This is a genomic window from Pseudoglutamicibacter cumminsii (assembly GCF_016907775.1).
GTDB lineage: Bacteria > Actinomycetota > Actinomycetes > Actinomycetales > Micrococcaceae > Pseudoglutamicibacter > Pseudoglutamicibacter cumminsii.
In genome coordinates this window covers 302,308-326,861 of record NZ_JAFBCO010000001.1, presented here as the reverse complement: position 1 = coordinate 326,861, position 24,554 = coordinate 302,308, and the positions used below count along the sequence as shown (strand labels likewise).

30 protein-coding genes and 1 pseudogene are annotated in these 24,554 nt (G+C 60.9%); 21 read left to right on the top strand and 10 right to left on the bottom strand.

What is annotated here, in order from left to right; all coding sequences use genetic code 11:
- The first annotated feature begins 35 nt into the window (after nucleotides 1–35).
- Complete coding sequence (locus JOD50_RS10720) at nucleotides 36–383, top strand: hypothetical protein (RefSeq protein WP_476704299.1); 348 nt, start codon at nucleotides 36–38, stop codon at nucleotides 381–383.
- Between the two features lie 198 nt (nucleotides 384–581).
- Here the strand turns inward: JOD50_RS10720 and JOD50_RS01430 are convergent, their stop codons facing one another.
- Nucleotides 582–1,157, bottom strand: a complete 576-nt coding sequence (locus tag JOD50_RS01430; RefSeq protein ID WP_338051963.1) for a CueP family metal-binding protein — start codon at nucleotides 1,155–1,157, stop codon at nucleotides 582–584.
- A gap of 403 nt (nucleotides 1,158–1,560) precedes the next feature.
- On the opposite strand from JOD50_RS01430, the gene JOD50_RS01425 reads away from it, so the two are divergent.
- The 8 genes and pseudogenes from JOD50_RS01425 to JOD50_RS01395 all read left to right on the top strand — a co-directional run bounded on the left by JOD50_RS01425 (nucleotide 1,561) and on the right by JOD50_RS01395 (nucleotide 7,794).
- On the top strand, nucleotides 1,561–2,283 hold the full coding sequence (locus tag JOD50_RS01425) for a response regulator transcription factor (protein WP_101630591.1): 723 nt from the start codon (nucleotides 1,561–1,563) through the stop codon (nucleotides 2,281–2,283).
- Nucleotides 2,280–3,407 (top strand): sensor histidine kinase, encoded by a 1,128-nt coding sequence (locus JOD50_RS01420; protein WP_204880146.1) that lies wholly within the window; start codon nucleotides 2,280–2,282, stop codon nucleotides 3,405–3,407. Before JOD50_RS01425 ends, JOD50_RS01420 begins: the two co-directional genes overlap by 4 nt.
- A gap of 114 nt (nucleotides 3,408–3,521) precedes the next feature.
- A pseudogene (locus JOD50_RS10345) lies at nucleotides 3,522–3,847 on the top strand (heavy-metal-associated domain-containing protein).
- Nucleotides 3,848–3,898: 51 nt separating this feature from the next.
- Nucleotides 3,899–6,133 (top strand): copper-translocating P-type ATPase, encoded by a 2,235-nt coding sequence (locus tag JOD50_RS01410; RefSeq protein WP_420825520.1) that lies wholly within the window; start codon nucleotides 3,899–3,901, stop codon nucleotides 6,131–6,133.
- Between the two features lie 27 nt (nucleotides 6,134–6,160).
- Complete coding sequence (locus JOD50_RS10675) at nucleotides 6,161–6,634, top strand: DUF305 domain-containing protein (RefSeq protein ID WP_239541486.1); 474 nt, start codon at nucleotides 6,161–6,163, stop codon at nucleotides 6,632–6,634.
- Between the two features lie 28 nt (nucleotides 6,635–6,662).
- Nucleotides 6,663–6,869 carry a DUF305 domain-containing protein gene (locus JOD50_RS10670; protein ID WP_420825519.1) on the top strand — a complete coding sequence of 69 codons (207 nt, stop codon included), beginning with the start codon at nucleotides 6,663–6,665 and terminating at the stop codon, nucleotides 6,867–6,869.
- A 348-nt stretch (nucleotides 6,870–7,217) separates the two neighbouring features.
- Nucleotides 7,218–7,499: a type II toxin-antitoxin system RelE/ParE family toxin gene (locus JOD50_RS01400; RefSeq protein ID WP_204880145.1), complete on the top strand. Its 282-nt coding sequence runs from the start codon at nucleotides 7,218–7,220 to the stop codon at nucleotides 7,497–7,499.
- Nucleotides 7,486–7,794 carry a HigA family addiction module antitoxin gene (locus JOD50_RS01395; RefSeq protein ID WP_204880144.1) on the top strand — a complete coding sequence of 103 codons (309 nt, stop codon included), beginning with the start codon at nucleotides 7,486–7,488 and terminating at the stop codon, nucleotides 7,792–7,794. Before JOD50_RS01400 ends, JOD50_RS01395 begins: the two co-directional genes overlap by 14 nt.
- A 201-nt stretch (nucleotides 7,795–7,995) precedes the next feature.
- On the opposite strand, the gene JOD50_RS01390 is transcribed toward JOD50_RS01395, so the two are convergent.
- Complete coding sequence (locus JOD50_RS01390) at nucleotides 7,996–8,415, bottom strand: Imm44 family immunity protein (protein ID WP_204880143.1); 420 nt, start codon at nucleotides 8,413–8,415, stop codon at nucleotides 7,996–7,998.
- Nucleotides 8,416–8,641: 226 nt separating this feature from the next.
- Nucleotides 8,642–8,806, bottom strand: a complete 165-nt coding sequence (locus tag JOD50_RS01385) for a hypothetical protein (RefSeq protein ID WP_204880142.1) — start codon at nucleotides 8,804–8,806, stop codon at nucleotides 8,642–8,644.
- Between the two features lie 30 nt (nucleotides 8,807–8,836).
- Here JOD50_RS01385 and JOD50_RS01380 point away from each other — a divergent pair, with 30 nt between their 5' ends.
- Together JOD50_RS01380 and JOD50_RS01370 are read left to right on the top strand one after the other, a co-directional pair.
- Nucleotides 8,837–9,343: an SMI1/KNR4 family protein gene (locus JOD50_RS01380; RefSeq protein WP_204880141.1), complete on the top strand. Its 507-nt coding sequence runs from the start codon at nucleotides 8,837–8,839 to the stop codon at nucleotides 9,341–9,343.
- A 132-nt stretch (nucleotides 9,344–9,475) separates the two neighbouring features.
- Complete coding sequence (locus JOD50_RS01370) at nucleotides 9,476–9,724, top strand: HigA family addiction module antitoxin (protein ID WP_101630582.1); 249 nt, start codon at nucleotides 9,476–9,478, stop codon at nucleotides 9,722–9,724.
- Nucleotides 9,725–9,880: 156 nt separating this feature from the next.
- Here the strand turns inward: JOD50_RS01370 and JOD50_RS01365 are convergent, their stop codons facing one another.
- Nucleotides 9,881–10,126 (bottom strand): ribbon-helix-helix domain-containing protein, encoded by a 246-nt coding sequence (locus tag JOD50_RS01365; protein ID WP_035755593.1) that lies wholly within the window; start codon nucleotides 10,124–10,126, stop codon nucleotides 9,881–9,883.
- Nucleotides 10,127–10,414: 288 nt separating this feature from the next.
- Between JOD50_RS01365 and JOD50_RS01360 the strand changes: the two genes are divergently transcribed.
- Together JOD50_RS01360 and JOD50_RS01355 are read left to right on the top strand one after the other, a co-directional pair.
- On the top strand, nucleotides 10,415–11,257 hold the full coding sequence (locus JOD50_RS01360; protein WP_204880140.1) for a DUF4261 domain-containing protein: 843 nt from the start codon (nucleotides 10,415–10,417) through the stop codon (nucleotides 11,255–11,257).
- Between the two features lie 23 nt (nucleotides 11,258–11,280).
- Entirely contained in the window at nucleotides 11,281–11,910 is a 630-nt protein-coding gene (locus tag JOD50_RS01355) for a DUF2625 family protein (protein WP_204880139.1), read from the top strand.
- A gap of 129 nt (nucleotides 11,911–12,039) precedes the next feature.
- On the opposite strand, the gene JOD50_RS01350 is transcribed toward JOD50_RS01355, so the two are convergent.
- Both JOD50_RS01350 and JOD50_RS01345 read right to left on the bottom strand, forming a co-directional pair.
- Entirely contained in the window at nucleotides 12,040–14,493 is a 2,454-nt protein-coding gene (locus tag JOD50_RS01350; RefSeq protein ID WP_338051962.1) for a tetratricopeptide repeat protein, read from the bottom strand.
- Nucleotides 14,494–15,065: 572 nt separating this feature from the next.
- A complete protein-coding gene (locus JOD50_RS01345) occupies nucleotides 15,066–16,022 on the bottom strand; it encodes a DUF1963 domain-containing protein (protein WP_204880137.1) in 957 nt (318 codons plus the stop codon).
- Between the two features lie 272 nt (nucleotides 16,023–16,294).
- On the opposite strand from JOD50_RS01345, the gene JOD50_RS01340 reads away from it, so the two are divergent.
- A complete protein-coding gene (locus JOD50_RS01340) occupies nucleotides 16,295–16,840 on the top strand; it encodes an alpha/beta fold hydrolase (protein WP_230972604.1) in 546 nt (181 codons plus the stop codon).
- Between the two features lie 80 nt (nucleotides 16,841–16,920).
- Here JOD50_RS01340 and JOD50_RS01335 read toward each other — a convergent pair whose 3' ends face one another.
- Nucleotides 16,921–17,493 carry a hypothetical protein gene (locus JOD50_RS01335; protein ID WP_204880136.1) on the bottom strand — a complete coding sequence of 191 codons (573 nt, stop codon included), beginning with the start codon at nucleotides 17,491–17,493 and terminating at the stop codon, nucleotides 16,921–16,923.
- A complete protein-coding gene (locus JOD50_RS01330; RefSeq protein ID WP_109303246.1) occupies nucleotides 17,490–17,633 on the bottom strand; it encodes a ribbon-helix-helix domain-containing protein in 144 nt (47 codons plus the stop codon). Before JOD50_RS01330 ends, JOD50_RS01335 begins: the two co-directional genes overlap by 4 nt.
- A 233-nt stretch (nucleotides 17,634–17,866) precedes the next feature.
- On the opposite strand from JOD50_RS01330, the gene JOD50_RS01325 reads away from it, so the two are divergent.
- Nucleotides 17,867–18,220, top strand: coding sequence for a hypothetical protein (locus JOD50_RS01325; RefSeq protein ID WP_204880135.1), 354 nt, complete (start codon nucleotides 17,867–17,869; stop codon nucleotides 18,218–18,220).
- Entirely contained in the window at nucleotides 18,195–18,458 is a 264-nt protein-coding gene (locus JOD50_RS01320) for a HigA family addiction module antitoxin (protein ID WP_204880134.1), read from the top strand. Before JOD50_RS01325 ends, JOD50_RS01320 begins: the two co-directional genes overlap by 26 nt.
- 14 nt (nucleotides 18,459–18,472) lie before the next feature.
- On the opposite strand, the gene JOD50_RS01315 is transcribed toward JOD50_RS01320, so the two are convergent.
- Nucleotides 18,473–18,778: a hypothetical protein gene (locus JOD50_RS01315; RefSeq protein ID WP_204880133.1), complete on the bottom strand. Its 306-nt coding sequence runs from the start codon at nucleotides 18,776–18,778 to the stop codon at nucleotides 18,473–18,475.
- Nucleotides 18,779–19,274: 496 nt separating this feature from the next.
- On the opposite strand from JOD50_RS01315, the gene JOD50_RS01310 reads away from it, so the two are divergent.
- Both JOD50_RS01310 and JOD50_RS01305 read left to right on the top strand, forming a co-directional pair.
- Entirely contained in the window at nucleotides 19,275–21,200 is a 1,926-nt protein-coding gene (locus tag JOD50_RS01310) for a heavy metal translocating P-type ATPase (protein WP_204880132.1), read from the top strand.
- Between the two features lie 50 nt (nucleotides 21,201–21,250).
- Nucleotides 21,251–22,033, top strand: coding sequence for a hypothetical protein (locus tag JOD50_RS01305; protein ID WP_204880131.1), 783 nt, complete (start codon nucleotides 21,251–21,253; stop codon nucleotides 22,031–22,033).
- Between the two features lie 29 nt (nucleotides 22,034–22,062).
- Here JOD50_RS01305 and JOD50_RS01300 read toward each other — a convergent pair whose 3' ends face one another.
- On the bottom strand, nucleotides 22,063–22,923 hold the full coding sequence (locus JOD50_RS01300) for an aspartate dehydrogenase domain-containing protein (protein ID WP_204880130.1): 861 nt from the start codon (nucleotides 22,921–22,923) through the stop codon (nucleotides 22,063–22,065).
- A 166-nt stretch (nucleotides 22,924–23,089) separates the two neighbouring features.
- Here JOD50_RS01300 and JOD50_RS01295 point away from each other — a divergent pair, with 166 nt between their 5' ends.
- From JOD50_RS01295 to JOD50_RS01285, 3 genes are read left to right on the top strand one after another with little or no spacing between them, the layout of a single operon-like run.
- Nucleotides 23,090–23,458 (top strand): DUF488 family protein, N3 subclade, encoded by a 369-nt coding sequence (locus tag JOD50_RS01295; RefSeq protein ID WP_204880129.1) that lies wholly within the window; start codon nucleotides 23,090–23,092, stop codon nucleotides 23,456–23,458.
- 37 nt (nucleotides 23,459–23,495) lie between these two features.
- Nucleotides 23,496–23,897 (top strand): GNAT family N-acetyltransferase, encoded by a 402-nt coding sequence (locus tag JOD50_RS01290; protein WP_204880128.1) that lies wholly within the window; start codon nucleotides 23,496–23,498, stop codon nucleotides 23,895–23,897.
- A gap of 48 nt (nucleotides 23,898–23,945) precedes the next feature.
- On the top strand, nucleotides 23,946–24,455 hold the full coding sequence (locus JOD50_RS01285) for a 2'-5' RNA ligase family protein (RefSeq protein ID WP_338051961.1): 510 nt from the start codon (nucleotides 23,946–23,948) through the stop codon (nucleotides 24,453–24,455).
- The last annotated feature ends 99 nt before the right edge of the window (nucleotides 24,456–24,554 follow it).

Below are 24,554 nucleotides of genomic sequence, written 5' to 3'. Positions count from 1 at the left end.
GGGGGGGGGACGCTCAGCTGGGAGAGGAACAGACGATGAGCGGCGATAAGGACCACGACTCGCATCGCGCGGGCGTGCTTGTCGGTGCTGGGACGGGCTTGCTCCTGTTGGCATGCTGCGCGCTTCCGCTGCTGATCTGCTGCGGCCGGCCTCTCCTCGCCGCGGGCGGAGCCCTCGCAGGTATCGGAGGTTTCCTCGGCAACCCTTGGCTCATCGGTGCCGGGATCGCAGTCGGGGTGGGTGACGGTCATGCGGTGACCACCGAGGGCCACCTTGAAGATGGTGTTACCGCCGGAGTTGATAAACCGCAGGTGGGCCTTTCCGCGCGGGCGAGCTTCGAAGGTCCGGTGAGCTTGTCGAGCTCATCGTCGGGAGTGCCTTGAATGCCATCGACCCAGTCGTCGAGCACGATGGCCCACTCGACGTCCTGGTCTTCAGCGTCTTGCGGGTCACGGATGATCAGTGGGGCGTGGAGGCCGCGATCAAGCTGCAGGCCGGTGTGGGAATGGTAGAAGTAGGTGCCACCGTGGGGGACTTCAGTGACACGGGAGACAGGCGCAGGCGAGGACCCTGCTGAGCTATCACGTCAGGCGCAGGTCTGTGTAACAGGTAGCACCGTCGTCGGTGGTGGAAAACTCCGTGGTGCCGGTACGCCCCTGGTAGCTGACCTCAATCAGGCCGGTGACATCATCGGGAAGCCAGAAGCCAATAAACCCGCTGTCGAAGGTGGTTGTCGCCTCGTCCACCAGCACCTCACCGGTCGCCTCATCGGTGATCGTGACCTGGATGTCCTTATTGTCGAGTTCCCCCTGGCAGGTCGTGAGGCTGTGGTAGAAGCAGTCGTGGGTGGAGTTGAGATAGGGTGCGATCGAGACATACGTCTGATTGTCGGGAAGATCGACCACGACTTCCTGGTCACCGCTCGAGAGCAGCAGTTCATCGGCACGTACTGAGGCGATCAGATCCGTGGGACGCTCAGTGACCTTCTGCCGGTCGAGGTGATCAATGATCTCCACCGCGTCCAAGTCGGCCAGGCCATGGGTAGTCAAGAATGTATCTTGGGACACCGTCCCGTCGGCCGTGGGTTCCGGGTCGGCGGCCGAACACCCCGTGAGGGCGAGGGCAAGGGCGGCGGCTGCGATCGCTGCTCGTTTCACGTCAATCTCCTTGGATCGTGGTAACACTGTGAGAAGACACCACCTCAAGGTCGGTGCCATACCTTTATCTTGCACGGGCGCCTGACGGAGTAGAAATCAAAAACCCTGCTCACAGCCTTATAACAGGGCGAAAAGGGGGTGAGTTCGGTGGGCTGGGTCACCACCGGGACACCTCTCCACAGCCGTGGGTGATGTCCTTCTACCCGCCTCAGGTATGCGGTGCAGGCAGTGAAATCCCTGGTGGCGCCTGCTGAACCGACGAGGAGAGGCGATGCCACCGGCCCGGGGTGGGGCACAGGGGTGACGGCGGTTGAAGGGTGATGTTTGAAGATTTGATGAAGATTTCCCCGCCGGGCACTGAGCGAGGGTGGTATTCCCCCTGCCCCGAGCGATACTGGGGTCTATGGCTGACCGCACACCGACCACCGCCACGTCCCTGGGGCGGGTGCTGGTCGTCGATGATGAACAACCCCTGGCTCAGATGGTGGCCTCGTACCTCATCCGGGCCGGCTTCGATACCCGCCAGGCGCACACCGGCACCCAGGCCGTGGACGAGGCCCGTCGCTTTTCCCCCGATGTTGTGGTGCTGGATCTGGGGCTGCCCGAACTCGACGGTCTGGAGGTATGCCGACGGATCCGCACCTTCTCGGACTGCTACATCCTCATGCTCACCGCGCGTGGCAGCGAGGACGACAAGATCAGCGCTTTGACCCTGGGGGCGGATGACTACATCACCAAACCTTTTAGCATCCGGGAACTGGTGACCCGGGTGCATGCGGTGCTGCGCCGCCCGCGCACCAGCATCACCCCACCGCAGGTGACCAGCCCCTTGATCGTTGGTGACCTCATCCTTGACCCCGTCGCCCATCAGGTGCGGGTGGGGGAGACGACCGTGGAGCTCACCCGCACGGAGTTCGAGCTGCTGGTTGCCCTGGCCCTGCGCCCCGGCCAGGCGCTGACCCGGCACGATCTGGTCACCGAGGTCTGGGACACCACCTGGGTCGGTGATGAACGCATCGTCGATGTCCACATCGGCAACTTGCGTCGCAAGCTCGGCACCGACACCCGGGGCCGGGGGTTTATCGACACCGTACGTGGCGTGGGCTACCGGGTGGGGCAGCCATGAATCACGGACCCGGCCTGACCTTCCGCTTCCTGGCCGCTCAGGTGTTGGTTGTGGTGATTAGCCTGCTGGTGGCCGCGGCCGTGGCCACGACGGTGGGCCCGCCCCTGTTCCATGATCATATGTTGATGGCCGGCCGGGAGGACCCCTCGCTGGAGCTATTCCATGCCGAGCAGGCCTACCGGGACGCCAACCTGATCACCCTGGCCGTCGCCCTGCCCACTGCCTTGATCAGCGCCCTACTGGCCAGCCTGTGGTCATCGCGTCGTCTGCGCACCCCCCTGCAGGATCTCACACGCGCCGTTACCAGCCTGGCGGCCGGTAACTCCCGTATCCGCGTGCCCGACGGAGAAGCAGGCCCCGAGGTCGCCACCCTGGCGCATGCCTTCAACACCATGGCCGACCGGCTGGAACACACCGAACAGGTCCGCCGCCAGATGCTCTCTGATCTGGCCCACGAAATGGGCACCCCTTTATCGGTGCTCACGGTCTACCTCGATGGTCTCCAGGACGGGGTCGTGGACTGGAATAATGCCAACCACACGATCATGGCTGACCAACTCACCCGCCTGACCCGGTTGATGGAGGACATTGACGATGTCTCCCGGGCCCAGGAACACCGGATCGATTTGGACCTGGCGGAGGAAGGGCTCGGGGATCTGCTCCATACCACCGCTGCTGCCGCGGGGGAAGCTTATGCTGACAAAGGCGTCGATTTACACGTCGAGACCATTACGGACACCGCCCGAGTGCTCGTGGACCGGCAACGCTTCGGCCAGGTGATGAGCAATCTCCTGTCGAACGCGCTACGGCACACCCCGGCCGGCGGGCAGGTCCGGATCAGCGTCCACCGCCAGGGGGCGTCCACCGCGCTCATCCACGTCGCCGATGACGGCGAGGGCATCCCATCTGGCCAGCTCGGACACATCTTCGAACGCTTCTACCGGGGGGATGCCGCCCGCAGCCGGGACTACGGCGGGTCCGGTATCGGTCTGACCATCTCCAAGGCATTGATCGAGGCCCACGGCGGCACTCTCACTGCCACCTCCCCCGGACCCGGTCGCGGAGCGGTGTTTGCCCTCCGCCTCCCGCTGTCCGCTCCCGACAGTGAGGGGGCTGCTCGGTGACCACACCCTGCCCCGCGTGAGAGCCGTGCCCTCCACTCCTTGAAAATATACCCCGGGGGGGTATATGCTAGAGAGCGGAATTGCCGCACCCCACCGAACCGAAGGAGCCTTCCCATGATCACCTTCCCGCCCCGCCTCTTGCCGATGGCCCCCGCGGCTGCAGCTGTTGCGGACCCGCCTCAGATGTCGACATCGCCTCCATCCCTGCCGCCAGCGACTCGTCAGCAGGAGGGGCCTCCCCTAGCTACCAGGTCACTGGCCTGACCTGCGGGCACTGCGCGAAAAGCGTGACCCAGGCCCTTCAGGACCTCCCTCAGGTCGACGACGTCCAGGTTGATCTCGCTGCTGGTGGTGTTTCCACCGTCACGGTCACCGGTGTCGTACCTCCGGAGATGGTTCGCCGGGCCATCGAGGAGGCCGGCTACACCGTCTTATCCTGATCAGTTTTACCCATCATCTCGACCCCGATCAGGTTGAGTGGAAGGAACGTCATGAGTACTCCCCACCATTCCGGTGATCACCATGGTGATCACCCCGCTCCGGAAACAGACCACACCCACCACCCGGATCATGCCAGGCACGAACACCACGCAGATGCCGACACCCACGGCCAGGCGATGCCCCACGATCACCCGCACTCCGCCTTGGATCAAGACCACCACGTTCATGGTCACGGCGAACACGCCGGACACAGCACCGCAATGTTTCGGGACCGCTTCTGGTGGTCGCTGATCCTGTCCATTCCTGTCGTTATTTTCAGCCCCATGGTCGCCCACCTGCTCGGCTACCACCTCCCGGCATTCCCCGGATCCACTTGGATCCCCCCGGTGCTGGGCACGATCATCTTCGTCTACGGCGGAACGCCTTTCCTCAAGGGCGGATGGAAAGAACTGAAATCCCGCCAACCCGGGATGATGCTCCTGATCGCCATGGCCATCACTGTGGCGTTTGTTGCCTCCTGGGTCACCACTCTGGGGCTGGGCGGTTTTGAGCTGGACTTCTGGTGGGAGCTGGCTCTGCTGGTGACTATCATGTTGCTGGGCCACTGGCTGGAGATGAGCGCTCTCGGGGCCGCGTCCTCCGCGCTTGACGCGCTGGCTACCCTGCTGCCGGATGAGGCCGAGAAAGTCATCGACGGGACCACCCGCACCGTGGCCATCTCCGAGCTGGTCGTCGACGACGTCGTGCTGGTGAGGGCCGGTGCCCGGGTGCCGGCCGATGGAACCATCCTCGACGGAGCCGCCGAATTCGATGAGGCGATGATCACCGGCGAATCCCGTCCCGTCTTCCGCGACACCGGTGACAAGGTGGTCGCCGGTACCGTGGCCACCGACAACACCGTCCGCATCCGGGTGGAGGCTACCGGCGGGGACACCGCCCTGGCCGGGATCCAACGCATGGTTGCCGACGCCCAGGAGTCCTCCTCCCGGGCCCAGGCCCTGGCGGATCGGGCGGCGGCGTTGTTGTTCTGGTTCGCGCTGATCTCCGCTCTGATCACCGCGGTGGTGTGGACCATCATCGGCAGCCCGGACGATGCCGTGGTGCGCACGGTCACGGTGCTGGTCATCGCTTGTCCGCACGCCCTGGGCCTGGCGATTCCGCTGGTCATTGCGATCTCCAGCGAGCGGGCCGCGAAAGCCGGGGTGCTCATCAAGGACCGAATGACGCTCGAGCGGATGCGCACCATCGACGTGGTGCTATTCGACAAAACCGGCACCCTGACCGAGGGTGCGCACGCGGTCACCGGTGTCGCGGCAGCTGTCGGAGTCACCGAGGGCGAGTTGCTGGCCCTGGCCGCCGCCGCGGAGGCCGACAGCGAGCACCCCGTGGCCCGCGCCATCGTGGAGGCCGCGGCCGCCCACCCCGAGGCCTCCCGTCGACGAATCCGTGCAACTGGTTTCAGCGCCGCCTCCGGTCGGGGGGTCCGGGCCACTGTCGATGGCGCTGAGATCCTCGTGGGCGGGCCGAACATGCTGCGCGAGTTCAACCTCGCCATCCCGGCCGAGCTTACCGACACCACCAGCGCCTGGACCGGGCGTGGGGCTGGTGTGCTCCATATTGTCCGCGACGGTCAGATCATCGGTGCGGTGGCCGTCGAGGACAAGATCCGCCCCGAATCCCACGCCGCCGTGAAAGCCCTGCAGGACCGCGGGGTGAAGGTCGCGATGATCACCGGCGACGCCCAGCAGGTGGCCCACGCGGTCGGTCAGGACTTAGGCATTGATGAGGTCTTCGCCGAGGTCCTGCCACAGGACAAAGACACCAAGGTCACGCAGTTGCAGGACCGAGGTTTGAGCGTGGCCATGGTCGGTGACGGTGTCAATGACGCCCCCGCTCTGACCCGCGCGGAGGTCGGTATCGCCATCGGTGCCGGCACGGATGTGGCCATGGAATCTGCCGGGGTGGTCCTAGCCAGTGATGACCCGCGGGCAGTGCTGTCGATGATTGAGCTGTCCCAGGCCAGCTACCGCAAGATGATCCAGAACCTGATCTGGGCCTCTGGCTACAACATCCTCGCCGTGCCGCTGGCCGCCGGAGTGCTCGCCTCGATCGGGTTCGTGCTGTCCCCGGCCGTGGGCGCGATCTTGATGTCTGCCTCGACCATCGTGGTGGCCCTGAACGCCCAGCTGTTGCGCCGCATTGATCTGGATCCGGCTCACCTGGCTCCGGCCGAGTCGAAGGCTGAACACACCACGCCTACTCCGGCATCCACCGCTGTCCACTGATCCACCACTTCTCTCCACTGCCCCCATATGACCCTGAACGGCTCGACCATGAAGCGCACCCTTGTTTTTTCCGCTCTCGCCGTGGCCTCCACCCTGGCGCTGGCCGCCTGCGGTGAGACCACCGAGTCAGACAACACCGACGCCACCATCTCGGCCACCAGCACTGCGACGACTACCGCTGAGACGACCGAGACCACCACGGCGACGACTGAGGCGGACGGGGAGATCTCCGCCGATCACAACGACGCGGACATCATGTTTGCCCAGATGATGATCCCCCATCACCAGCAGGCCGTGGAGATGAGTGAGATGCTCCTGGTCAAGGAGGGTATCCCCGCCCAGGTCGTGGAGTTTGCCCAAGGGGTTATTGACGCCCAGGGACCGGAGATTGACCGGATGAACGCCATGCTCGAGGCGTGGGGCCAGCAGCCGGTCACCGACTCTGGGGGGCATGGGGACCATGGACGAGATGGGTGGAATGGATCACGGCGAGATGGGTAGCATGAGCGGGATGATGAGCCAGGAGGACATGACAGCCCTTGAGGAGGCCCAGGGCACCGAGGCTGCCCGCCTCTACCTGGAGCAGATGACCGCCCACCACGAAGGTGCGGTCGACATGGCCCGTGACGAGGTTGCTGACGGCCAGAATCCCCATGCGATCACCCTGGCCGAACAAATTATCAACGACCAGGAGGCCGAGATCGCCCAGATGCAGCAGATGCTCACTGACCTATGACAGGTCCCCGTCTTTTTCTGATCCCGAGGACAGGCATCTGAAAAAGAGGGATAACCGTGACGATTGCCACCTGCTGTGGGCGATGGGTCGTTGTCACCGCAGCGGGTGCACCGGGGTGGATGTTTTTTCTCCCTCTGGTCGCACCACTGAGGAAGGGAAAGCTCCTGTGTCCAGACCCTTGGAGGACTACGCATTATTGTCCGATACTCACACGGCCGCCCTGGTCTGCCGGCAGGGCAGCATTGATTGTTGGGGGTGTCCCCCGAGTAGTGGACACGGCGTTGGTGTGGAGTTCCGGTTTAACGTGTAGCGTTATTGACGTGTGGCGTTATGGGGGTAGGGTGAAGCATGATCCAGTCATTCGCCAACAAGGACACCGAGCGGTTGTGGAATCGAGAGCGGGTGCGCTTGATTGATTCCAGAATCCATTCGGTGGCACTGCGCAAGCTGCGGCAGCTTGCGTACGTGCAAAGCCTCGAGGAGCTGCGGATTCCGCCGGGAAACCGTCTCGAGGCGTTGAAAGGGGGCAGGCGGGGTCAACACAGTATTCGCATCAACAGCCAGTGGCGGATCTGCTTTCGGTGGACGGCAGCTGGTCCAGAGGAGGTCGAGGTCGTTGACTATCACTGACAAGCTTCCACCAGTACACCCTGGTGAGATTCTCATGGAGGACTTCCTCAAGGAGATGGGGGTCACGCAGCACAAACTTGCTGTTTCCATCGGTGTTCCACCGCGCCGGATCAATGAGATCGTTCACGGGAAGCGGGCTGTTACTGCCGATACTGCTCTCCGTTTAGGGAAGTATTTTGGGATGAGCCCGCAGTTTTGGCTGGGGCTGCAAGCGCAGTACGACCTAGATGTGGCCGAGGACAAAGTCCTTGCCGAGGTTGAGCAGATTCAGCCGGTCCAAGCTGCCTCGGCGTAGCTTTGGTAATTCAATCCAAGCCCTAATGAGTTTCGTCTTTGACGCCTGTGTTTCTAGCGAACCTCGGTGTTTCTTGGGAGTGCTTATTCGGTAGCCTCTACGACTTTGAGTGGAATGCCTTTGAGACGCTCTGCTAGGGCTTCGCGTTCCCCTCCACCAGTCGGGCTGCCCCACCGACCGCTACCAGCGCTCGGACAGCCTTTAATCTTGCCTCATTTCTTGCTCTGCTGCCTGTAGCGCTTGTTTGAGAATGGCTATGTCGCTTTCGGGTACTTTCCAAGTTTTCGTCATTTTTGGATGGTTTAAGCAGCGATTCAAGGAATCGATAATTAGTCCGAGTCGTCGATTATGGTCGCCATCAAGGAAAGACTGATAGTCGATTTTCAGTCGAAACTCTAAATCCTTTTGTTTATTGTTGCGGCGCACAACCTCGGGCAGCTTCATTTTCTGCATTATCGGTCCTTCTAGGATCGCAATGTATGCCCAGCACCAGTCTTCATATGCATCAGAAAACTGTTTGTCCTCAATATATGAATTAACTATTTTCTCAATCTCATTCGCAATCGTGCTGTATGCGTGCCCTACAGTGTGCTCTGCTTCAGCGGAATTCCACAGTCTCATTTTGCGTTTTCCTTGGTGTCTTTTGTGCCTTACCGATCCGAATTTCGTTAATGTTGGCCGGCTATCAGGATATCCGTTCTATTAGGCAGTACGTAGCCGAGTGCGTCGTTCAGACTCTGGCTGATCGGCTGAATGGCCGCCCTTTTCGTGTGCGTGGAGCCGTTTGGCATGAGTGACATGGTGGTGCGCATGGCTCGGATGGAATGAGGAATTGGGCGGCTTAGGTTTATCTGTCGGCATGACCTTCCTTGCCGATGGCAATCGAATCCGCGCCACCGAGGAAGCTCTGTCCGGCACCGCCCTTGTTATACTGGCGGGCGACGATGCCGTCCATCTTTGGAATCGCGAACTCACTGGGGTTCTGCCCGTCGAAGTGGTTTTCGTCGATCACTCTCCAGACACGGATGAGTAGGGGAAAATCGTGAAGTTGATTGATCCGAACGAGCTTTTTAGTTCTCTTGAGCAGCTTGATCCCGCCATAAAAGACAAAGGCAAGATCCCTGACATCGATGCAACGTACACCGAGTTCATTCATCGTTATGCCGGGGTAAGTCTCACGCCGGACATTGTTCTGTATGGCTATCAGAAGGTGCTCGAGTGGAATCGTCGAGCACGTGGCGATGGTTTGCCCGAAGATCTGTTGCTTATCGGGCAGTCGGGGCAGGGCGATGAGTGGTTCTTGAGTGCACGGCGCAAGACAGTGTTCTTTTTCGATCACGACCAGGGGGAGTACGGAGGGCCAGAGAGCTTCCTCGATCTGAAGATCGACTTTACTGGTTTTCTCAGGATGGCGTTCCTGTTGTCGGAGCTCGAGGAGAAGCTTGACGAGGGGCAGGAGATTGATGAATACGAGCAGGAAGTTTCGGACCTTCTGAACAGCATCCATCCGCAACTGCGTGTGAGGTTTCCCTTCAACTATTTTGAATGATTGCACCTTGGTCTGAGCTCGCGGGTAGGGTCAGTACAGCATTCGAATCAACAGTCAGTGGCGGATCTGCTTTGAGTGGACCGAGGCTGGCCCGGAGAATGTGACCATCGAGGACTACCACTGAGGTGCATCATGACTGAGAAGCTCTACGTGCCGATTCACCCTGGCGAGGTTCTGATGGAAGACTTCATTGAGGGATTCGGCATCACGCAGCACAAGCTCGCTGTGTCTTTCGGTGTCCCTCCGCGGAGGATCAATGAGATCGTGCACGGCAAGCGCGCTATCACTGCTGATACGGCGTTGCGTCTGGGCCGGTATTTCGGAGTGGAGCCGCAGTTCTGGATCAATCTTCAGGGCCGCTATGAGCTTGAGCTGGCGTAGGAACGTGCGGCTGATCAGATAACTAAGATCACGCCACTGCAGGTGGTGTGATCAACCGCAGAGTGCATCGCCTCGTTGGCGTCTCGATCGTGGTGGCTGACCTTGGTTCAGTTCTGGTTTGATCCCGTGTTTTGTGGCGCTTGAGCGAACTTCCATTTAGACGGCATTCCGTAAAGCTTCTCGGATTGCCTGGGACCTCGACCATCCGTGGGTGGCCGCGTATTTATCCAGGTCTGAAATTTCGCTGGGTGAAAGGCGAATGGAGATAACTTTAGCCGCATTTTCGTGGCGAGGTTTCCTGCCTCGACGGCGAAGCGTCTCCACATCGTAGCCGTCCTCGGCTTCCGCTACCCACTCATCGATTTGTTCTTCGCTAACCTGTTGCCCATTAATCGTCCTCATATTCTTAATCGTAATACGGAATTGAGTGCGCCGGCTAGTGAGACGTCGCTTCTTCAGTATCAGTCGCCTCGCTTCTATCTTGCCGGCGCGCCCCATTCACGCCAGGACTGTTGATAGCAGACGGACGGGCTCGACAGTCGCTGACTGCAGACGATTCTTCGCGCCGGAACGCGATGTAGTTTAGGTTCACCGTACTGGTGTTGAGGGGAAAATAAGCCGTGCGCAAATGAATCGCGCCTATTAGGATTCTGCGTAGGACCGCCCGGATCCCTTGACCAGGAGACAGACATGTTCGGACTGTTTGGCAAACGTTCTGGAAAAGCGATCAAAAGCACGCGCCCTGAGCCCACCTATGATATGAATGACGACCCGGTCATCGGCTACGTGCTGTTGCGTGAGGCGGTCAGTAGGGAGCGGATTGTCGAGGCCCTGAATGATTACGTCAGTGAAGACGACCAGCTTGAATGGGATGAGGACGCGGCTGATGAAGACAGCTTAGGGTGCTCGATCAATGGGCTCTGGATATCGATTTCGCTGACGGACGCGCCGTTTCCCGACGGCGAGGCGCAGGGGGTACTCCAGCCAGTGTTTGGTGGCGACGATCCCGAAGCCATCGAACAACACCGCGCCTTCCTCATCGTGGCAGGCGTGCCCGCTTTGTCGAAGGGACATAGTGGCGGTGAAGCTCCGTTTAGTCACCAGGATGCCGTTATTTTACAGGTGCAGGCCGTGCGTTCGTTGTTGCTTCTTCCGGAAGCCGTTGGCTACTACTCCGGAGACGTGGGCACCAGCTATGGCAAAGAGACCTACCTGACAATAACTGACGCAGAGAACCCGATGCCCGCGGCGTTCATCGGGCCGGTATGGGTGAGGCCGGGCGAGGACGATACCTGGAACGCGTATTCGATCGGCCTGCCGAAATGGGGCATTCCAGATATTCAAGTGGTCGGGTCGAAGCGTGAGCCCATGGAATTGTTCGGATACCTGACGGACATCGTCGACTACCAAATTCGGGGTGGTCGCATCCGGGCAGGAGAGACCCTCGGACGCGACGAGAACGAGAAGATCATGACGTCGTGGCAGCCGAGCATCGTCGACGAGGGACAGACCGCCCTTCAGCTGGAGATGTGACTATGACAGGTGAAGGAACCCCGATGAACGATATCGAAAGCCTCATCGCCGTCGACGACCCGGCCTGGCCCCATCTTCAGCAGGCGTTAGCTGAATCCGATGCTGTCGCGCTTCCCGTCGACCCGGAGCGAGGGCAGCGTTCGCTGTGGGGGTTGCAGGTCAGTGCCGCGTCGACGATGGGGGCCGTCGCGTTGCACACCGGGGGCATCGTCGCCGACCACGGTTGGGTTCGTTTGTACGGCGGCGGCAGCGAGCATCTGCCGAGCATCGCTGAAGCGAACGGGCTGAGCGGCCCAGTTCCAGAACCGCCCGGTGCGCTCGTTGTCGGGCATGACGTCTTGGGTGGCCTGTTCGCCATCGATGGCGGTGCGCTGGGTGTTGCGCCCGGTGAAGTGTGTTACTTCGGTCCGGACACCCTCGCATGGGATGGACTCGGTGGCGGTTACTCGGCATTCCTACAGGCTGCGCTGAGCGGTGCGCTCGACGTGGTGTTCGAGTCGCTGCGCTGGCCTGGTTGGCAGGAGGACGTGGCGTCGTTGGCGTTGTCGCAGGGCATCGCCCTCTACCCTCCGCCGTCCACCATTGAGGGCAGTGACGTGAGCAAGGCGTCAAGGTCGGTTGTCAGCATCCAGGAGTTGCTGGGTACTGCGTGACACGAGGGGCGGCGCTTCGTGCCGCCGCTCCGCTATGTCAAGGAATGATCTGGTCGGGCAAACCGGGTGGCAAAACCGCGTGCCATGATTAGGTGACGGCCCTGATCTGAGGAGCGCTCATGAGGCCCGTTACGGGTCGCTTCCATCGGGCGCGTTTGAGCGAGTGTTCTCACTTAGATCTACAGCGGCCTGGTAGGCGGCAGCGAGGTTGTTGCGAGAGCTGATGGTGTCGGGGTGGTCGGGGCCTAGGATGCGCTCATGCTCGGTGAGGTTTTGTTCGTATAGGAGGATGGCCCGTTTTAGGTTCCCGGCCGATTCGTAGGCGTATGCGAGGCCGTCGCGGGAGGTAAGGGTGTCGGGGTGGTCGGGGCCGAGGAGGCGTTCACGGTCGGTGAGGTTTTGTTCGTATAGGGGGATGGCCCGTTTTAGGTTCCCGGCCGATTCGTAGGCGTATGCGAGGCCGCCGCGAGAGCTGATGGTGTCGGGGTGGTCTGGGCCTAGGGTGCGTTCTCTGTCGGTGAGGGTTTGTTCGTATAGGGGGATGGCCTGGTTCAGGGCCCTGGCCGACCGGTAGGCGCCGGCGAGGTTGTTGCGAGCGGTGAGGGTGTCGGGGTGGTCTGGGCCGAGGACACGCTCATGGTCGGTGAGGGTTTGTTCGAATAAGGGGATGGCTCGTTTCAGGTCCCCGGCAGAGAGGTAGGCGCCGGCGAGGTTGTTGCGGATGGTGAGGGTGTCGGGGTGGTCTGGGCCGAGGACACGCTCATGGTCGGTGAGGGTTTGTTCGAATAAGGGGATGGCTCGTTTCAGGTCCCCGGCCGCCTTGTAGGCGTAGGCGAGGTTGTTGCGGATGGTGAGGGTGTCGGGGTGGTCTGGGCCGAGGACACGCTCATGGTCGGTGAGGGTTTGTTCGAATAAGGGGATGGCTCGTTTCAGGTCCCCGGCCGCCTTGTAGGCGTAGGCGAGGTTGTTGCGCGAGGCGAACATGTCGGGATGGTCTGGGCCGAGGACACGTTCACGGTCGGTGAGGGTTTGTTCGAATAAGGGGATGGCTCGTTTCAGGTCCCCGGCAGAGAGGTAGGCGCCGGCGAGGCTGTCGCGAGAGGTGAGGGTGTCGGGGTCGTCAGGGCCCAGGATACGTTGAGTGTCCGTGGCCAGGCTCTGAAGACACTCGATGGCGTCTCGTACTTGACCTCGTTTTTTTAGCCAGACTCCCAGATTCAGGCGCATAGCAAAAACCTGAGTGTGCTCCAATGGGCAGTGCTTGATGGCTCGGCTGAGCAACTCCGTTGCGGACTGGTACTGGAAGGCTTCAGACAGGTTGTAGGCATGTAGCCAGGTAGCGGCAATGTCCGCAGGAGTGTCGAACGTGTTCGGGTTAAGGGAGACAAGCCATTCAGCCGCCACCGAGGTTGTCGCTGACTTGGGCAACCAATAGTCTCCTTCGAGTCGCTTTGCGATCCAGAGATGGAGTTCGGTGACTGCTGCCTGCTTCAACTCGATTTCGTCATCGTGATCCAAGTCCAATGCTGCTCGAGCCTGACGAGCCAAGGGAGCTTCACGGAACGCATCCACCTGTTGGTGGATCATCGTCCAAGCTGCCGGGTCGGCAGCCAACTCCAACCCCCTAGCCAGGTCATCTTGATCCACCATAAAAGCTGCAGCCTTGGTGACGATCTCGCTTAGGAATACGGGTACGTCGTTCTTGTCGGCCAGAGCGACCGCTGCCTTCAGGGCTTCCTTGACCTCGTATGGCAACTCTTCCCACCTTTGCCTATACACCTCGGCAAGAGTGCGCGGGATCCCCTTAAGCACATCCTCATCCACCGGCAGGGCACCGTTGTAGCGCTTGATGCGTCGCTGGATTTTGGGCGAAGTGATCCACATCTCCACCATCAAAGGCGTGCTCAGTACAGCTGTCAGCGCTTCGGTATCTGCCGTCGTCACACGAGGGGCGTGGGACTGAATAAGGGTGGCAAGGTCTGCGCCGCCGAGGCGGGGTACCTCCCAGACCTCACCCCGGCCGGCATCCACCATCGCGTCCAACCAGTTATCCCACACCGGGTTGAGCTCACCCTCGGGCCAGACTGTTAAGACCACCAGCACTGGCTGGTTCTTCTTCGGCTCAGCTAGGTTCTGGAGGAACACCCCTAAGTCTTCGGTTAGACGGTGGGCGTCTTCGACCACCACCACACCCGGAAGGGTGGGATGCGTAACGCCCCGGATACTGTCAGCCAACTGGCCGGCGACTTCCTCGCGTCGGGTAGCGGATCGCTGACCTAGGTGAACCTCTTTGATCCGGTCCTGCCGCTCAGCCCTCCGGCGCTTCCCGGCCTTTCCTGCCTTCCACACCCACGAAGCCATCGTTCCAATCGCCGGCACTGTGACGTTCAATAGGTCCTGCAACAGGTCCAACGAGGCATCGGTCACTTCCCCAACTGCCGCGTCCCGCAACAGAATTGCGGCGTCTTTACGCTTGGCCAGCGCCCGGTCCCATCGGCCAGCTTGTTGTGCCCACGCTTGTGCTAAAGGAGGAATCCACTGTGCGAGCTCGGCTTGTTTTTCAGCCAGCAGATTTCCCTGCAACGTGGACTGTAAGCGTTCGCAGTTAAACGTCCACCACCCAAACGAGGGCAACGCATTCGGTGGCCATACGAAGTCATCCAGCGGCGGACCTAGCACCTTTCGGTCTGCCAACGGATTAGCACCTGTGTGACCGTCCGGGCTGGTGATGGGTGGCCAGAATGCTGGTTTCGGCTGGCGGTCACACAGACGCGAGTAAAATTCCCGCACGATGCGTGATTTGCCCACCCCGGATTCACCTCGCAACACCACCACCTGCGGGGCGCTCTCGTTGTCGTCAGTCAGTGCGTCCAAACGGTCGACCAACTTTTGTACCAAGTCCACATGCGGGCCAATCAGATGTGGTCCTTCGCCTGACACCATTTCGTCATCCCCCAAGACCGCCCAGACAGATATCCACTTAAGGTGAGTATAGGCGGGAAATACATGCGCAAACCTGCGAATGCGCTCGGTCTCTTCGTTGGCTTTATTTCCCTATCTTCCGTGCGAGACACACGAAAGAGAAGCGTGCCAAGTCATGTGCCCGTTGAACGGGCGATAAAAGCAAGCTAGATGGGGGCCTGCGGAAAACTGAATTAGCCGCAATCCCAGGAAAACACAGCACCATCGGTTGTGCCAGTATTTTCGGAGCGGTACACCACGGCCTCGCCGGCATGCATTTTCTTCAACGCGTCTGGGTGTAGGAATACGTGAGCTACACCTAAGTCACCCCACATGATCTCGAAGGGGAGCTCTTCTCCTTCCAGATATGTGGAATCAATTTCTAGGAAGTGAACGTACCCATCGGGCTCTGTAGGGTCTTGGGCGAAAGCTGGGAAACCGCCGAGCATGATGTCACTTTTGTGGCTGGCTGCTTTCCGCAATTCAACCAGCTCATCAAAGTAATCAAAGTTTTCAAGAAAGTCATCGCTTTTTCTAGACTTCAAAGCCTCGTACGCTGCTTGGTCAGTGGGTGGGATCATTGCCACTGCACTAGACAAGGAAATCGGAGAGTTCATAACCTCCCCAATATCCTCGCTAAACGGGGAGCAATAATCCTCGTGCTGTTCATCGAATGCGGCAGGCTCCGCGGTATGAGGTCCAGGGAAGCTGTGGTTGCCAAAGCCTTCCGCAGGCTCAGGGATATAGCGAATTTCCATGCCGTCGCCAGGCGAATCCGAATCAAATCCGCCAGAGAGCGGATCAGCACCGACAAAGAGTTGAAAAATTCCTGACTCCGGAATCAATTCGTCGAGAGTTGCTTCGCTTTCCGATGCCCCCTCCGCACGCACATGACGGACAATATCGGCAAAATTTAGCTGAATGACATGGAGCAATGGCTGACCGCTCTTTGCGACGGGCCAGGCCGAACCTTCCGGAAGATACGGCCTGCCACCGAAGTACGAACCATGCTCGGTAGGAGTGCTGTTGGAGTAGGGAAGGGTTACGGCTGGTTTAGCAAGTTGGATTAGGCCATCAGCGTCTTCGGAGATGAGCTCTCCCGACTCGATCAGTGACCGTAGCGCTTGAACCTGTGCTGAGAACTCTGGCATGGTGGCTGGTTCTTCCTCTAGGGAAACAAGGTGGTTGATCAGGGATTGTACTTAAAAGAAAGAACGCTGCAGTAGATAGCCAGGGTTGTAAGGGGGATGCGGTGGATGAGCTACTGGAATGTCCCTATCCACCCCGTCGTGGTGCCTGTCCTGAGTCTGTTAGAGGCGGCGTTCTTTGCTCTGGGCGGGCTGTGTCTGGGGTGGTCGGATGGTTATAATCCGCACCGTTCGGGCCGGGGCACTCGTGGCAGTGCCGCATCCAGGTCGGGCAATTGCTTGACGACGGCCTTGGCCGCGACATCCGCGGGCTACGTGACTATTTTGCTACCGGTGGAAGCTACCTCGGAATCTGCATGGGCGCATATCTCGCGGGGAGCTCGCGCGAGCTGCTGCCAACGGCGCAAGCGTTACCGGGATATCGGGTGCTACTCGTGGACCAGCGGGGGCACGGTGCGAGTACACGGCTTCCCAATGACTTGTCGCGCGATGCCTTCGTCGGAGACGTCGTCGCAGTGCTCGAGGAGCTCGTCCCTCGGCAGCGCGCGGTGCTCGTCGGGCAGTCGATGGGAGCCCATACCGCGTTCCTCGTCGCGGTGGCACGACCAGACCTGGTCAAATGGCTCGTGATGCTGGAAGGGCATGTGAAAGGCAGCGGTGATCGGGAAGCTTTGATTCGGCGCAGGTCCCAGACCGACAGGATTGATCTCGATGGCGGTAGCCATGACGCGCACCTCGACGCCTTCGACATGTGGATCGACGCGCTCAGTCGCTGGCTGGACCGCCAGCGAACCGATGCCACGCACGACCACGGGCGCTGATGGTTCCCAGTCGGAGCTCGGTCGAGTTCCGCGTTAACGTGTGAGTCCCTGCCCCTGAGGGCTTCTCGACGGCGGCCGACTCAGTCCTCTTCGTGCCGCGTGTACCCGTAGGTGTCGGTCTGAGTCTCGTTGATCCAGATCTCAGCCTCCTGGCGGGGATCGTCCGGATGCTCCACGTGCAGGGTCCGGCCGTAGGCCTCATCCACCAGGGCCACGCGGAACCCGGCCCCCTCCAGCGGCTCCTTCAAGGCCCCGACATCCGCGGCCTCAAAGGCCATCACCGTGGACTCCTCCCGGCCGATGTGCACACCCACGATCCCGTCGCCGACCAGGTCTGCCCAGTCGCCGCTGTCCGAGGTCAGCCGCCTCTGCAGCCCCTGGTCCGCCAGCATCTGTGCGGTCTTCTCGACCTGCGGTGTGAACATCAGCGGGGCCACCTGCACCGCGCCGCTTTTCACCGGCCGCTCGCCTCGGACCTCTTCGAGGCCGAATTCCACGCCGGGGGAGTCTCCGGAGGTGACCGAGAGCCGACCGCCGGCGAACTCGGCCAGGTGAGTGCCGTCGTCGTGCATGGACACCGAGGCGCCGAGCGCCTTCAGCAGTGCGATCCATCGCTCCGGGTTCGGGGTGGTGATGACGGGGTGCACGATCATGACTGCTCCTTCTGCAGGTACTCGGTCAGCGCCTTCTCGACGAGCGCGGACAGGCTGGTGTTCTCATCTACGGCGCGGTGCTTCACCTGTGTGACGAGCTCGCGCGGCAGATAGACGTTGAACTGGGACTTCTCGGCCATATATAGAATGCTAGCACTCTAGGTTATGGGGGTGGGTGCTTGCACTGAAGTGGCGCCTCGGCTGCTGGGCTAACGCTCGTCACGGGGTCGCAGGCTGTTCGGACCCGCGACGCCATCCTCGTGGTGCCCTGCCACCGAAGTCCGGTCCGAACCATGCCCGGTGGGAATGCTGTTGGAGTAGGGAAGGGTTACGCCTGGTTTAGTAAGTAGGATGTGGTGCATGAGCTACAGGAGTGTCCACATCAGCTCCGCTTGCGGCCATCGTTGCAGTTGCGCTTCTTGGTTTGTGGTTTATCCCCGTGCGCACCGTGAAGGAAAGGCCGTATAAGACCTTCGGGTGGCGCGAGTCCTGGGCCTTCATCGCGATGACCGTGTTTCTCTCCCTAGCCGGCTTCTTTCTGGTCGATGGCGGTGACAGCCAGGAGAGCGTGAAATCCGTCTTTACCGTGTTTATGGGGCGGGAAGCATTAGAGCTTTCCTGGATACTGTTTTTGCTGTGTGCCCTTGGGGTGATTGAGTCCTACATCGTGGGCGTTGTTGTCGCGGTGGTAGGACGCGTGGGTGCTGCTAAAGAACGGACTCATTGAGAGATTCGGGATCACGCAGCATAAGCTCGCCGTTGCGATTGGGGTGCCGCCTCGTCGGATCAACGAGATCGTGCATGGCAAGCGAGGTATTATCGCCGATACTGCGATACGACTGGCGCGGTATTTCGGGACGTCCGAGGAGTTTTGGATGAATCTTCAGTCGAACTACGAGTTGCGGTGGCAGCGTCGCGCGTTGAAGAACACGGTTGAAGCTATTTCGCCGCTACAAGTGGTATGACCAACCGAACGGTGCTACGCCCCGATGGTGCCTCGATCGCGGGAGTCGGCGGCGTCGTGATCTCTGCTGACACACGAGGGACGCGTCTCGGGAGCGAACTCATGAGCTGGGCTGCGCAGTCGATGCGCGATTTTTGTGGCGAGCTTGGGGTTGAGGACACGTTCTTCGGGGATGATCGGTTCATCGCTGGTGTTGGCGATGACCACGTTGGCGACCACGAACATCGTGTTGTCTGGTGCGCCGATCACGTACTCGTCATAGGACATGCCCTGGAACTCTTTGGTGAATTCAACCGACTTCACCATGATGGAGTAGTCCATGACAGCTGCCTCGATGTCGACGGTCTCGCCAATCTCGAAGAGCTGCTTGTCACTCTTGTTCTCTTCTGCTGCTTTGTTTTCCGTTCCCTCGTTTCCGTGGTGGCTTCAGCGGATACGTTGCCGCCATCGCCGGAAGTGTCGCCTGAGCCGCCGCAGGCTGTGAGCAACAGAGCGCCGCTGAGGAGGAAAACAGATGCGAGTCTCTTAGACACGTGGGTACTCCGGGGGCATCAGTTTCGGTCAAATGAGATATAAGTCACCAGTCTCAAAGCTGTGCATAGCCCCCCAAAAAACCCTCTTGAAAATCGATGTCATTTTCAGCTGTAGCTAGGGCAAAAAAGTAAATTACATATGTTTCTGACGATGTGCCCTGCATCACGTATAAATGCCCGTTTCCCGCCTCTGCGGGGCTAGCCTGGAAACAGGTTAACCGGCCATTCATGAACCGGATCCCCGTTCGGTTTCATCAGCCGGTCTCGACAAGGAGGAGGGTCATATGAGCTCGGCGTGCGGTTGCGGCGGCGACATCGTCATGGAAGGCATCGACGTCAAAACAGTCCCGTGGTGGCGGGACATCGAAATCCTCGTGCCACTCACCTCGGGGTTGCTGCTCGTCGCTGGTTTCATCACCGGCCTGCTCGGCTACGAAGCCGCCGAACATCTCCTCTACTGGGCTAGCCTCATCATCGGCGCGGCAACCTTCGTGCCCGACGCCCTCAAACGCCTATTCAAAGGCAAAATCGGCGTCGCTCTCCTCATGACGATCAGCGCCGTTGGTGCCGTGACCCTCGGCTACGTTGGGGAAGCTGCAGCACTCGTGTTCCTGTTCTCCATCGCTGAAGCGCTCGAAGATAAAGCGATGGCTAAAGCCCAAGGCAGCCTACGCGCCCTCCTCGACCTCACACCAGACCAAGCGACCATCCGCCGCGGCGACACCACCATCACCATCCCCACCGCCGAACTCACGGTAGGGGACCACATCCTCATCCGCCCAGGCGAACGCGTCCCCACGGACGGCACCCTGATCACCAGCCGCACCGACATCGACACCAGCGCCATCACCGGCGAATCCATGCCGTTCAGCGTCGAACAAGGCGAACACATCAGCGCCGGCTCCATCGCAACCACAACGCCACTGGAAATCCAGGCCACCGCGCCAGGAACCGATAACTCGCTCACGACCATCGTCTCGCTCGTGCAAGGAGCACAAAACGAACGCGGGGAACGTGCGCGCATCGCTGACCGCATCGCTACACCGCTCGTGCCGGGGGTCCTCGTCCTCGCGGCACTCATCGCCGTAGTCGGTTCACTCCTAGGTGACCCAGAGCTGTGGATCACTCGCGCCCTCACCGTGCTCGTGGCGGCGTCTCCGTGTGCGCTCGCAATCGCCGTCCCACTCACCGTGATCGCGGCGGTCGGTGGGGCCAGCAAGTACGGCGTGATCATCAAATCCGGTGCCGCGTTTGAACGGTTCGGAACCATCCGTCATATCGCGATCGATAAAACCGGAACCCTCACCCGCGGCAAACCACAAGTCGCCGCAGTCCGCTCCGTCCCGAGTGTGACCATGGACGTTGCACTGGAATGGGCCGCCGCCCTCGAGCAACACAGCTCCCACCCGATCGCCACCGCCATCACCACCGCCGCGCCAGTCGTCCCCATCGCGACGGACGTCACGGAGCAAGCCGGCAGCGGCATCGAAGGCTGGGTTGGCGGCGACCGCATCGCTATCGGTAGCCCACGATGGCTGAGCCCCGGTCCGCTCGCCACTGACACCGCCGAGCTGGAAGAGGACGGCATGACCACCGTGGTCCTGCATGTCAACGGCGAGGCTGTTGCGGTGATCGGCGTGCGCGATGAGCTCCGTGAAGGGGCGGCCGATGCGGTGGCCGCGTTGAAGAAGCAGGGCATCGGAATCACGATGCTGACCGGCGACAATGCTCGCACCGCAAAAGCGATCGCGGCCCAAGCTGGCATCACGGACGTGCGTGCTGAACTGCGTCCGGAAGACAAGGTCGCGGCGGTTGAGGAGCTCAGCCAGGTTGCGATGATTGGCGACGGCATCAACGATGCGCCAGCGCTCGCCGTGGCTGACATCGGTATTGCGATGGGTGCCGGTGGCGCGGATGTTGCGATCGAGTCCGCTGACATCGCCTTCACCGGCACGGACATCCGCTTGCTGCCGCGGGCTTTCGCCCACGCGCGTCGCGGCCGGCGGATCATGAACCAGAACCTTGCGGTTTCACTTGCGTTGATCGTGCTGTTGTTGCCGCTGTCGTTCTTCGGGGTCATGAGCCTCGCGGCGGTGGTGCTCGCACACGAACTCACCGAGGTGCTCGTGATCCTCAACGGCTTGCGGGCCGCACACCAGCCGCACATCCACATCCACAATCACGGCCACGCGCACACGCCAGCTTCGTAGCGCGCGCCAAGCCTAGTCGCCGCCCACAAACGCTCGCTAGAGTGAGGTTCGTGAACGACATTCTGCGCGAGGTCTGGCCTGCTCTGGTGCCGCACCTGTTGATCACGGCCGGGATCCCGGCCGCGACGGTCGCCTTCCTGCTGTACATCAGGCATCGTAAGCCGACCGTCGGTAGGCAACCTGATGCGGGTGAGGTGCAGAAATATGGGCTGCACTTTGTTCTCTTGCCGGGGCTGTTTGGCGCCGCGCAGGTGGTGAAAGTTGTGTGGATGTATCTGCTCGGTCCCGAGGGTGAGGACCCGACGACGCACACACTCACGGGCGTTGGTTATCTGGCGCTCGGGGTCGTATTGCTTTTGCTCGCCTATATGTTCGCTTCGTTCAGGTTGTATGCGGGCATGAACGAACTGGTGGTGTACCGCGCGTTTCGTGGCTGGATGGAGTTGCGCCGTGAGGATGTTGTGTCAGTTGATCGCAGCACGGGCGAATACACGGCGATGATCACGATTGTGTACCGGGACGGCCTGGCTAAGAAGCGCTTGCGGCTGCTGCGCGATCAGTTCGAGGTCGATGCTTTCACTTGCTCGGACAGGTATGACTTGCGCCGCTACATCGACAAGCACGCGTCCCGGCCGGATGCTTATGTGGTCGATGGTGAGCCGCACGAGGGGGCTACCGTGCTCGAAAAGTCTGATGGGGCCTACCACGTGTACGTTGTGGAGCGCGGTCGTGCCCAAGCCGTGCGGGATTTCCGTGAAGAGCAAGAAGCCGTGCGGTACATGCTCGAGATCGTTGAGCGTAACGAGCAACGCCTAAAGGACTACGGCTGGTGAGTGTGCCGGCAGGTGACGGTGCCCGCCGCTCAGATACTGACTCCGGACTCGCCGGCGATGGTCCGGATGCCTGTGATGACTGAGTCCACCACGATCCCGCTGGTTGCCGGGGAATCCGGTAGGGGATTGTTAGTGATCTCGAATTGGTAGGTGCCCGATGCGCCAGCAGCTGTGATGGTGTGTTTGGTTTGGTCTGCGGCGGGGTCGGCGATGAGTTTCACGACTGTGTCTTCCCACATTCCGGTTGCGTGGGCGAGGGCTACGGCGACGTTGAGGTTCGCGGGGAATTTGTCGATAGCCCCGGCCACGTCACCCTCGTAGAGAACGATCGGTTCAGTGGTCTTGCCGTCCCGGATCGCGGAACCGCCCCGGAGCTGTTCGGTGAGGCCGTCGTCCATCCACGGCTGGATCAAGCTGGCCGGCGCTTTCCGGGTTTCCAAAACCACGGAGTCTAGGCCGCCGTCGCGTGCTGCACCTGCGAGGATGTCGAGCCCACCGATCGCGCCGTTCGTCACGTACACGCGGCCCGGCCCGTCATCGAGCAGGGTTCGGCGTAGTTGCGGGTCAGCGAGCGCCCCAACACTGGTGATCAACAGGTCTTTGCCGGCCGCAACGATCGCGGGACCGTATTCAGTCACGGCGGGTACTCCGGCGCATTCAACGAACAGATCCACGCGCCGGGCAGATTCTCCGCCCGCATCCGCGCTGCACTCAGCCGCGCCGTCCGCAAGCGCATCGTTCAGGCTCAGCTCAGCAACGCCGTCGTCGGCTGCTTGCCCTGGCGTGCGCACGATTGCGCCCACGAGTTCAACGTCGTGCATGTCGCGAACCGCGGCGGCGACTCGGGAAGCGATCCCGCCGTATCCGATCAGCGCGATGTTCAACGTCATGCGGCCTCCTCGTTCGCAGATGCTTCACCTCCGATCCTATGCGGTGCGGCTCAAGCCTGGACTCCCCGGGAGAGTTACTAAGGTAGATAGCGACCGGCAAGCGCAGGCGTAAACAAGCGCTGGCGTCAACAAGTGCCGTTGTCCGAAACCGTTCGGGAGGGTAACCGTGGGCTCATTGAGCGCTAAGTGGACGTTTCGTCGTGTCTATGGGGAAATGGAACCGACCAAAGGTACCCGCGTTTTGACTGACAGGCTGTGGCCGCGCGGGATTAAGAAGGAAGCACTCGACTATGACGTGTGGGCTAAGGACGCCGCCCCGAGCAACGCGTTTCGCAAGTGGTTTCATGAGGCGCCGCAAGAACGTTGGGACGAGTTCAAGAATTGTTACCGCGCGGAATTGGACGAGAATGATGCGGCCGCGGAACTCGCTGAGGAGCTGTCGCACAAGGCTCACGTAACCTTATTGACGGCGGCCAAGGATGTCGAACATTCCCACGTTCCGGTTCTGGCGGCTTGGTTGCAAGAGAACGCGTAGGGAAAGCAACAACGTTTAAGGAAGACAGGGTGACCGCATGATCACTTACCTCGATGAGCCAGGCGCTATCCGAGCCGAGCAGGTCGGGGAGGGTTTCTTTGTCGGCTGGCCGACCCCGCCGAGCGCGCAACAGCTCGTGGACGTCATGGACGGCTCGTACCGGCGCGTGTGGGCGCTCGATGGCGAGCGCGTCGTCGGCTACATTAACGCGATCAGCGACGGCGTCCTCACCGCGTTCATCCCGTGGCTTGAGGTCTTGCCGGAGTATCAAAGCCAGGGAATCGGCCAGGAGCTGGTGCGCCGCATCGTGGCCAGCCTCGACGGCATGTATTCGATCGACCTGGCGTGCGACGACCACCTGATTGGCTACTATGAGCGGCTCGGTTTCTTCGAGGGGACCGCGATGGTCATGCGGAACCCGCGGGTGCTGCGCGGCTAAATTCTCACCAGTGGATAGGGTCTGTAAGCGAACGCGGGAGGAGGTTTCGTGGCGTCACCGCAGAACATCTTGATGTATTTGTCGCCTGAGCAGGAGCGGCAGGTGCGCGAGATTTTCGACGCCCTCGAAGCCCGCGGTTTCCCGCGCCAGAACCAGACCCCGCACATCACCATCTCTTTTTCGCACGACATGTCGCCCGCCGCCGTTGATCGCGCCGCCGAGGTGTTGCCGGGCGTTGTCCCCGCGGATTTTCAGCGGGTCGGAACCGTGATTTTCGGTACGCGCCGCAAGCAAACCGTCGCGTGGCTGCTCGAAACGGGGGAGCCGATGCGGCATGCGGCCCGCGAGATCAGCGCTCTGAACCCGGATGATCACCGTATCGATTGGATCCCTCATCTCACGATGGGGTTGCGGCTCCCGCGCGAGATGGTGCCTGGCTACATCGCTGCTTTGGATGAGGTGACTCCGCGGCATTTCAAGGAGCTGCTCGCGCATCGGGCTGGGTTCTGGAAGCCGGCAACCCAGGAATATAGGGCGCTCGCCGGGGACCATACGTAGTCGGTATCGCGGCCCCAACCTGCGCTCCCGGGAACCTCTACGCGTCCCTTCAGCGACGCTCTAGCGGGTTTTCAGGATCAATTCAGAATTGGGTTATAC

Bases quoted from the DNA above. Each gene is read 5' to 3' on its own strand.
- JOD50_RS01300 (WP_204880130.1), bottom strand. From the start codon at position 22,923: ATGACGTTGAACATCGCGCTGATCGGATACGGCGGGATCGCTTCCCGA.
- JOD50_RS01290 (WP_204880128.1), top strand. From the start codon at position 23,496: ATGATCACTTACCTCGATGAGCCAGGCGCTATCCGAGCCGAGCAGGTC.
- JOD50_RS01420 (WP_204880146.1), top strand. From the start codon at position 2,280: ATGAATCACGGACCCGGCCTGACCTTCCGCTTCCTGGCCGCTCAGGTG.
- JOD50_RS01355 (WP_204880139.1), top strand. From the start codon at position 11,281: ATGAACGATATCGAAAGCCTCATCGCCGTCGACGACCCGGCCTGGCCC.
- JOD50_RS10670 (WP_420825519.1), top strand. From the start codon at position 6,663: ATGACAGCCCTTGAGGAGGCCCAGGGCACCGAGGCTGCCCGCCTCTAC.
- JOD50_RS01330 (WP_109303246.1), bottom strand. From the start codon at position 17,633: ATGGCCGAGAAGTCCCAGTTCAACGTCTATCTGCCGCGCGAGCTCGTC.
- JOD50_RS01400 (WP_204880145.1), top strand. From the start codon at position 7,218: ATGATCCAGTCATTCGCCAACAAGGACACCGAGCGGTTGTGGAATCGA.
- JOD50_RS01345 (WP_204880137.1), bottom strand. From the start codon at position 16,022: ATGCCAGAGTTCTCAGCACAGGTTCAAGCGCTACGGTCACTGATCGAG.
- JOD50_RS10675 (WP_239541486.1), top strand. From the start codon at position 6,161: ATGACCCTGAACGGCTCGACCATGAAGCGCACCCTTGTTTTTTCCGCT.
- JOD50_RS01310 (WP_204880132.1), top strand. From the start codon at position 19,275: ATGAGCTCGGCGTGCGGTTGCGGCGGCGACATCGTCATGGAAGGCATC.
- JOD50_RS01390 (WP_204880143.1), bottom strand. From the start codon at position 8,415: ATGAGACTGTGGAATTCCGCTGAAGCAGAGCACACTGTAGGGCACGCA.
- JOD50_RS01315 (WP_204880133.1), bottom strand. From the start codon at position 18,778: ATGGACTACTCCATCATGGTGAAGTCGGTTGAATTCACCAAAGAGTTC.
- JOD50_RS01335 (WP_204880136.1), bottom strand. From the start codon at position 17,493: ATGATCGTGCACCCCGTCATCACCACCCCGAACCCGGAGCGATGGATC.
- JOD50_RS01410 (WP_420825520.1), top strand. From the start codon at position 3,899: ATGAGTACTCCCCACCATTCCGGTGATCACCATGGTGATCACCCCGCT.
- JOD50_RS01425 (WP_101630591.1), top strand. From the start codon at position 1,561: ATGGCTGACCGCACACCGACCACCGCCACGTCCCTGGGGCGGGTGCTG.
- JOD50_RS01365 (WP_035755593.1), bottom strand. From the start codon at position 10,126: ATGAGGACGATTAATGGGCAACAGGTTAGCGAAGAACAAATCGATGAG.
- JOD50_RS10720 (WP_476704299.1), top strand. From the start codon at position 36: ATGAGCGGCGATAAGGACCACGACTCGCATCGCGCGGGCGTGCTTGTC.
- JOD50_RS01370 (WP_101630582.1), top strand. From the start codon at position 9,476: ATGACTGAGAAGCTCTACGTGCCGATTCACCCTGGCGAGGTTCTGATG.
- JOD50_RS01360 (WP_204880140.1), top strand. From the start codon at position 10,415: ATGTTCGGACTGTTTGGCAAACGTTCTGGAAAAGCGATCAAAAGCACG.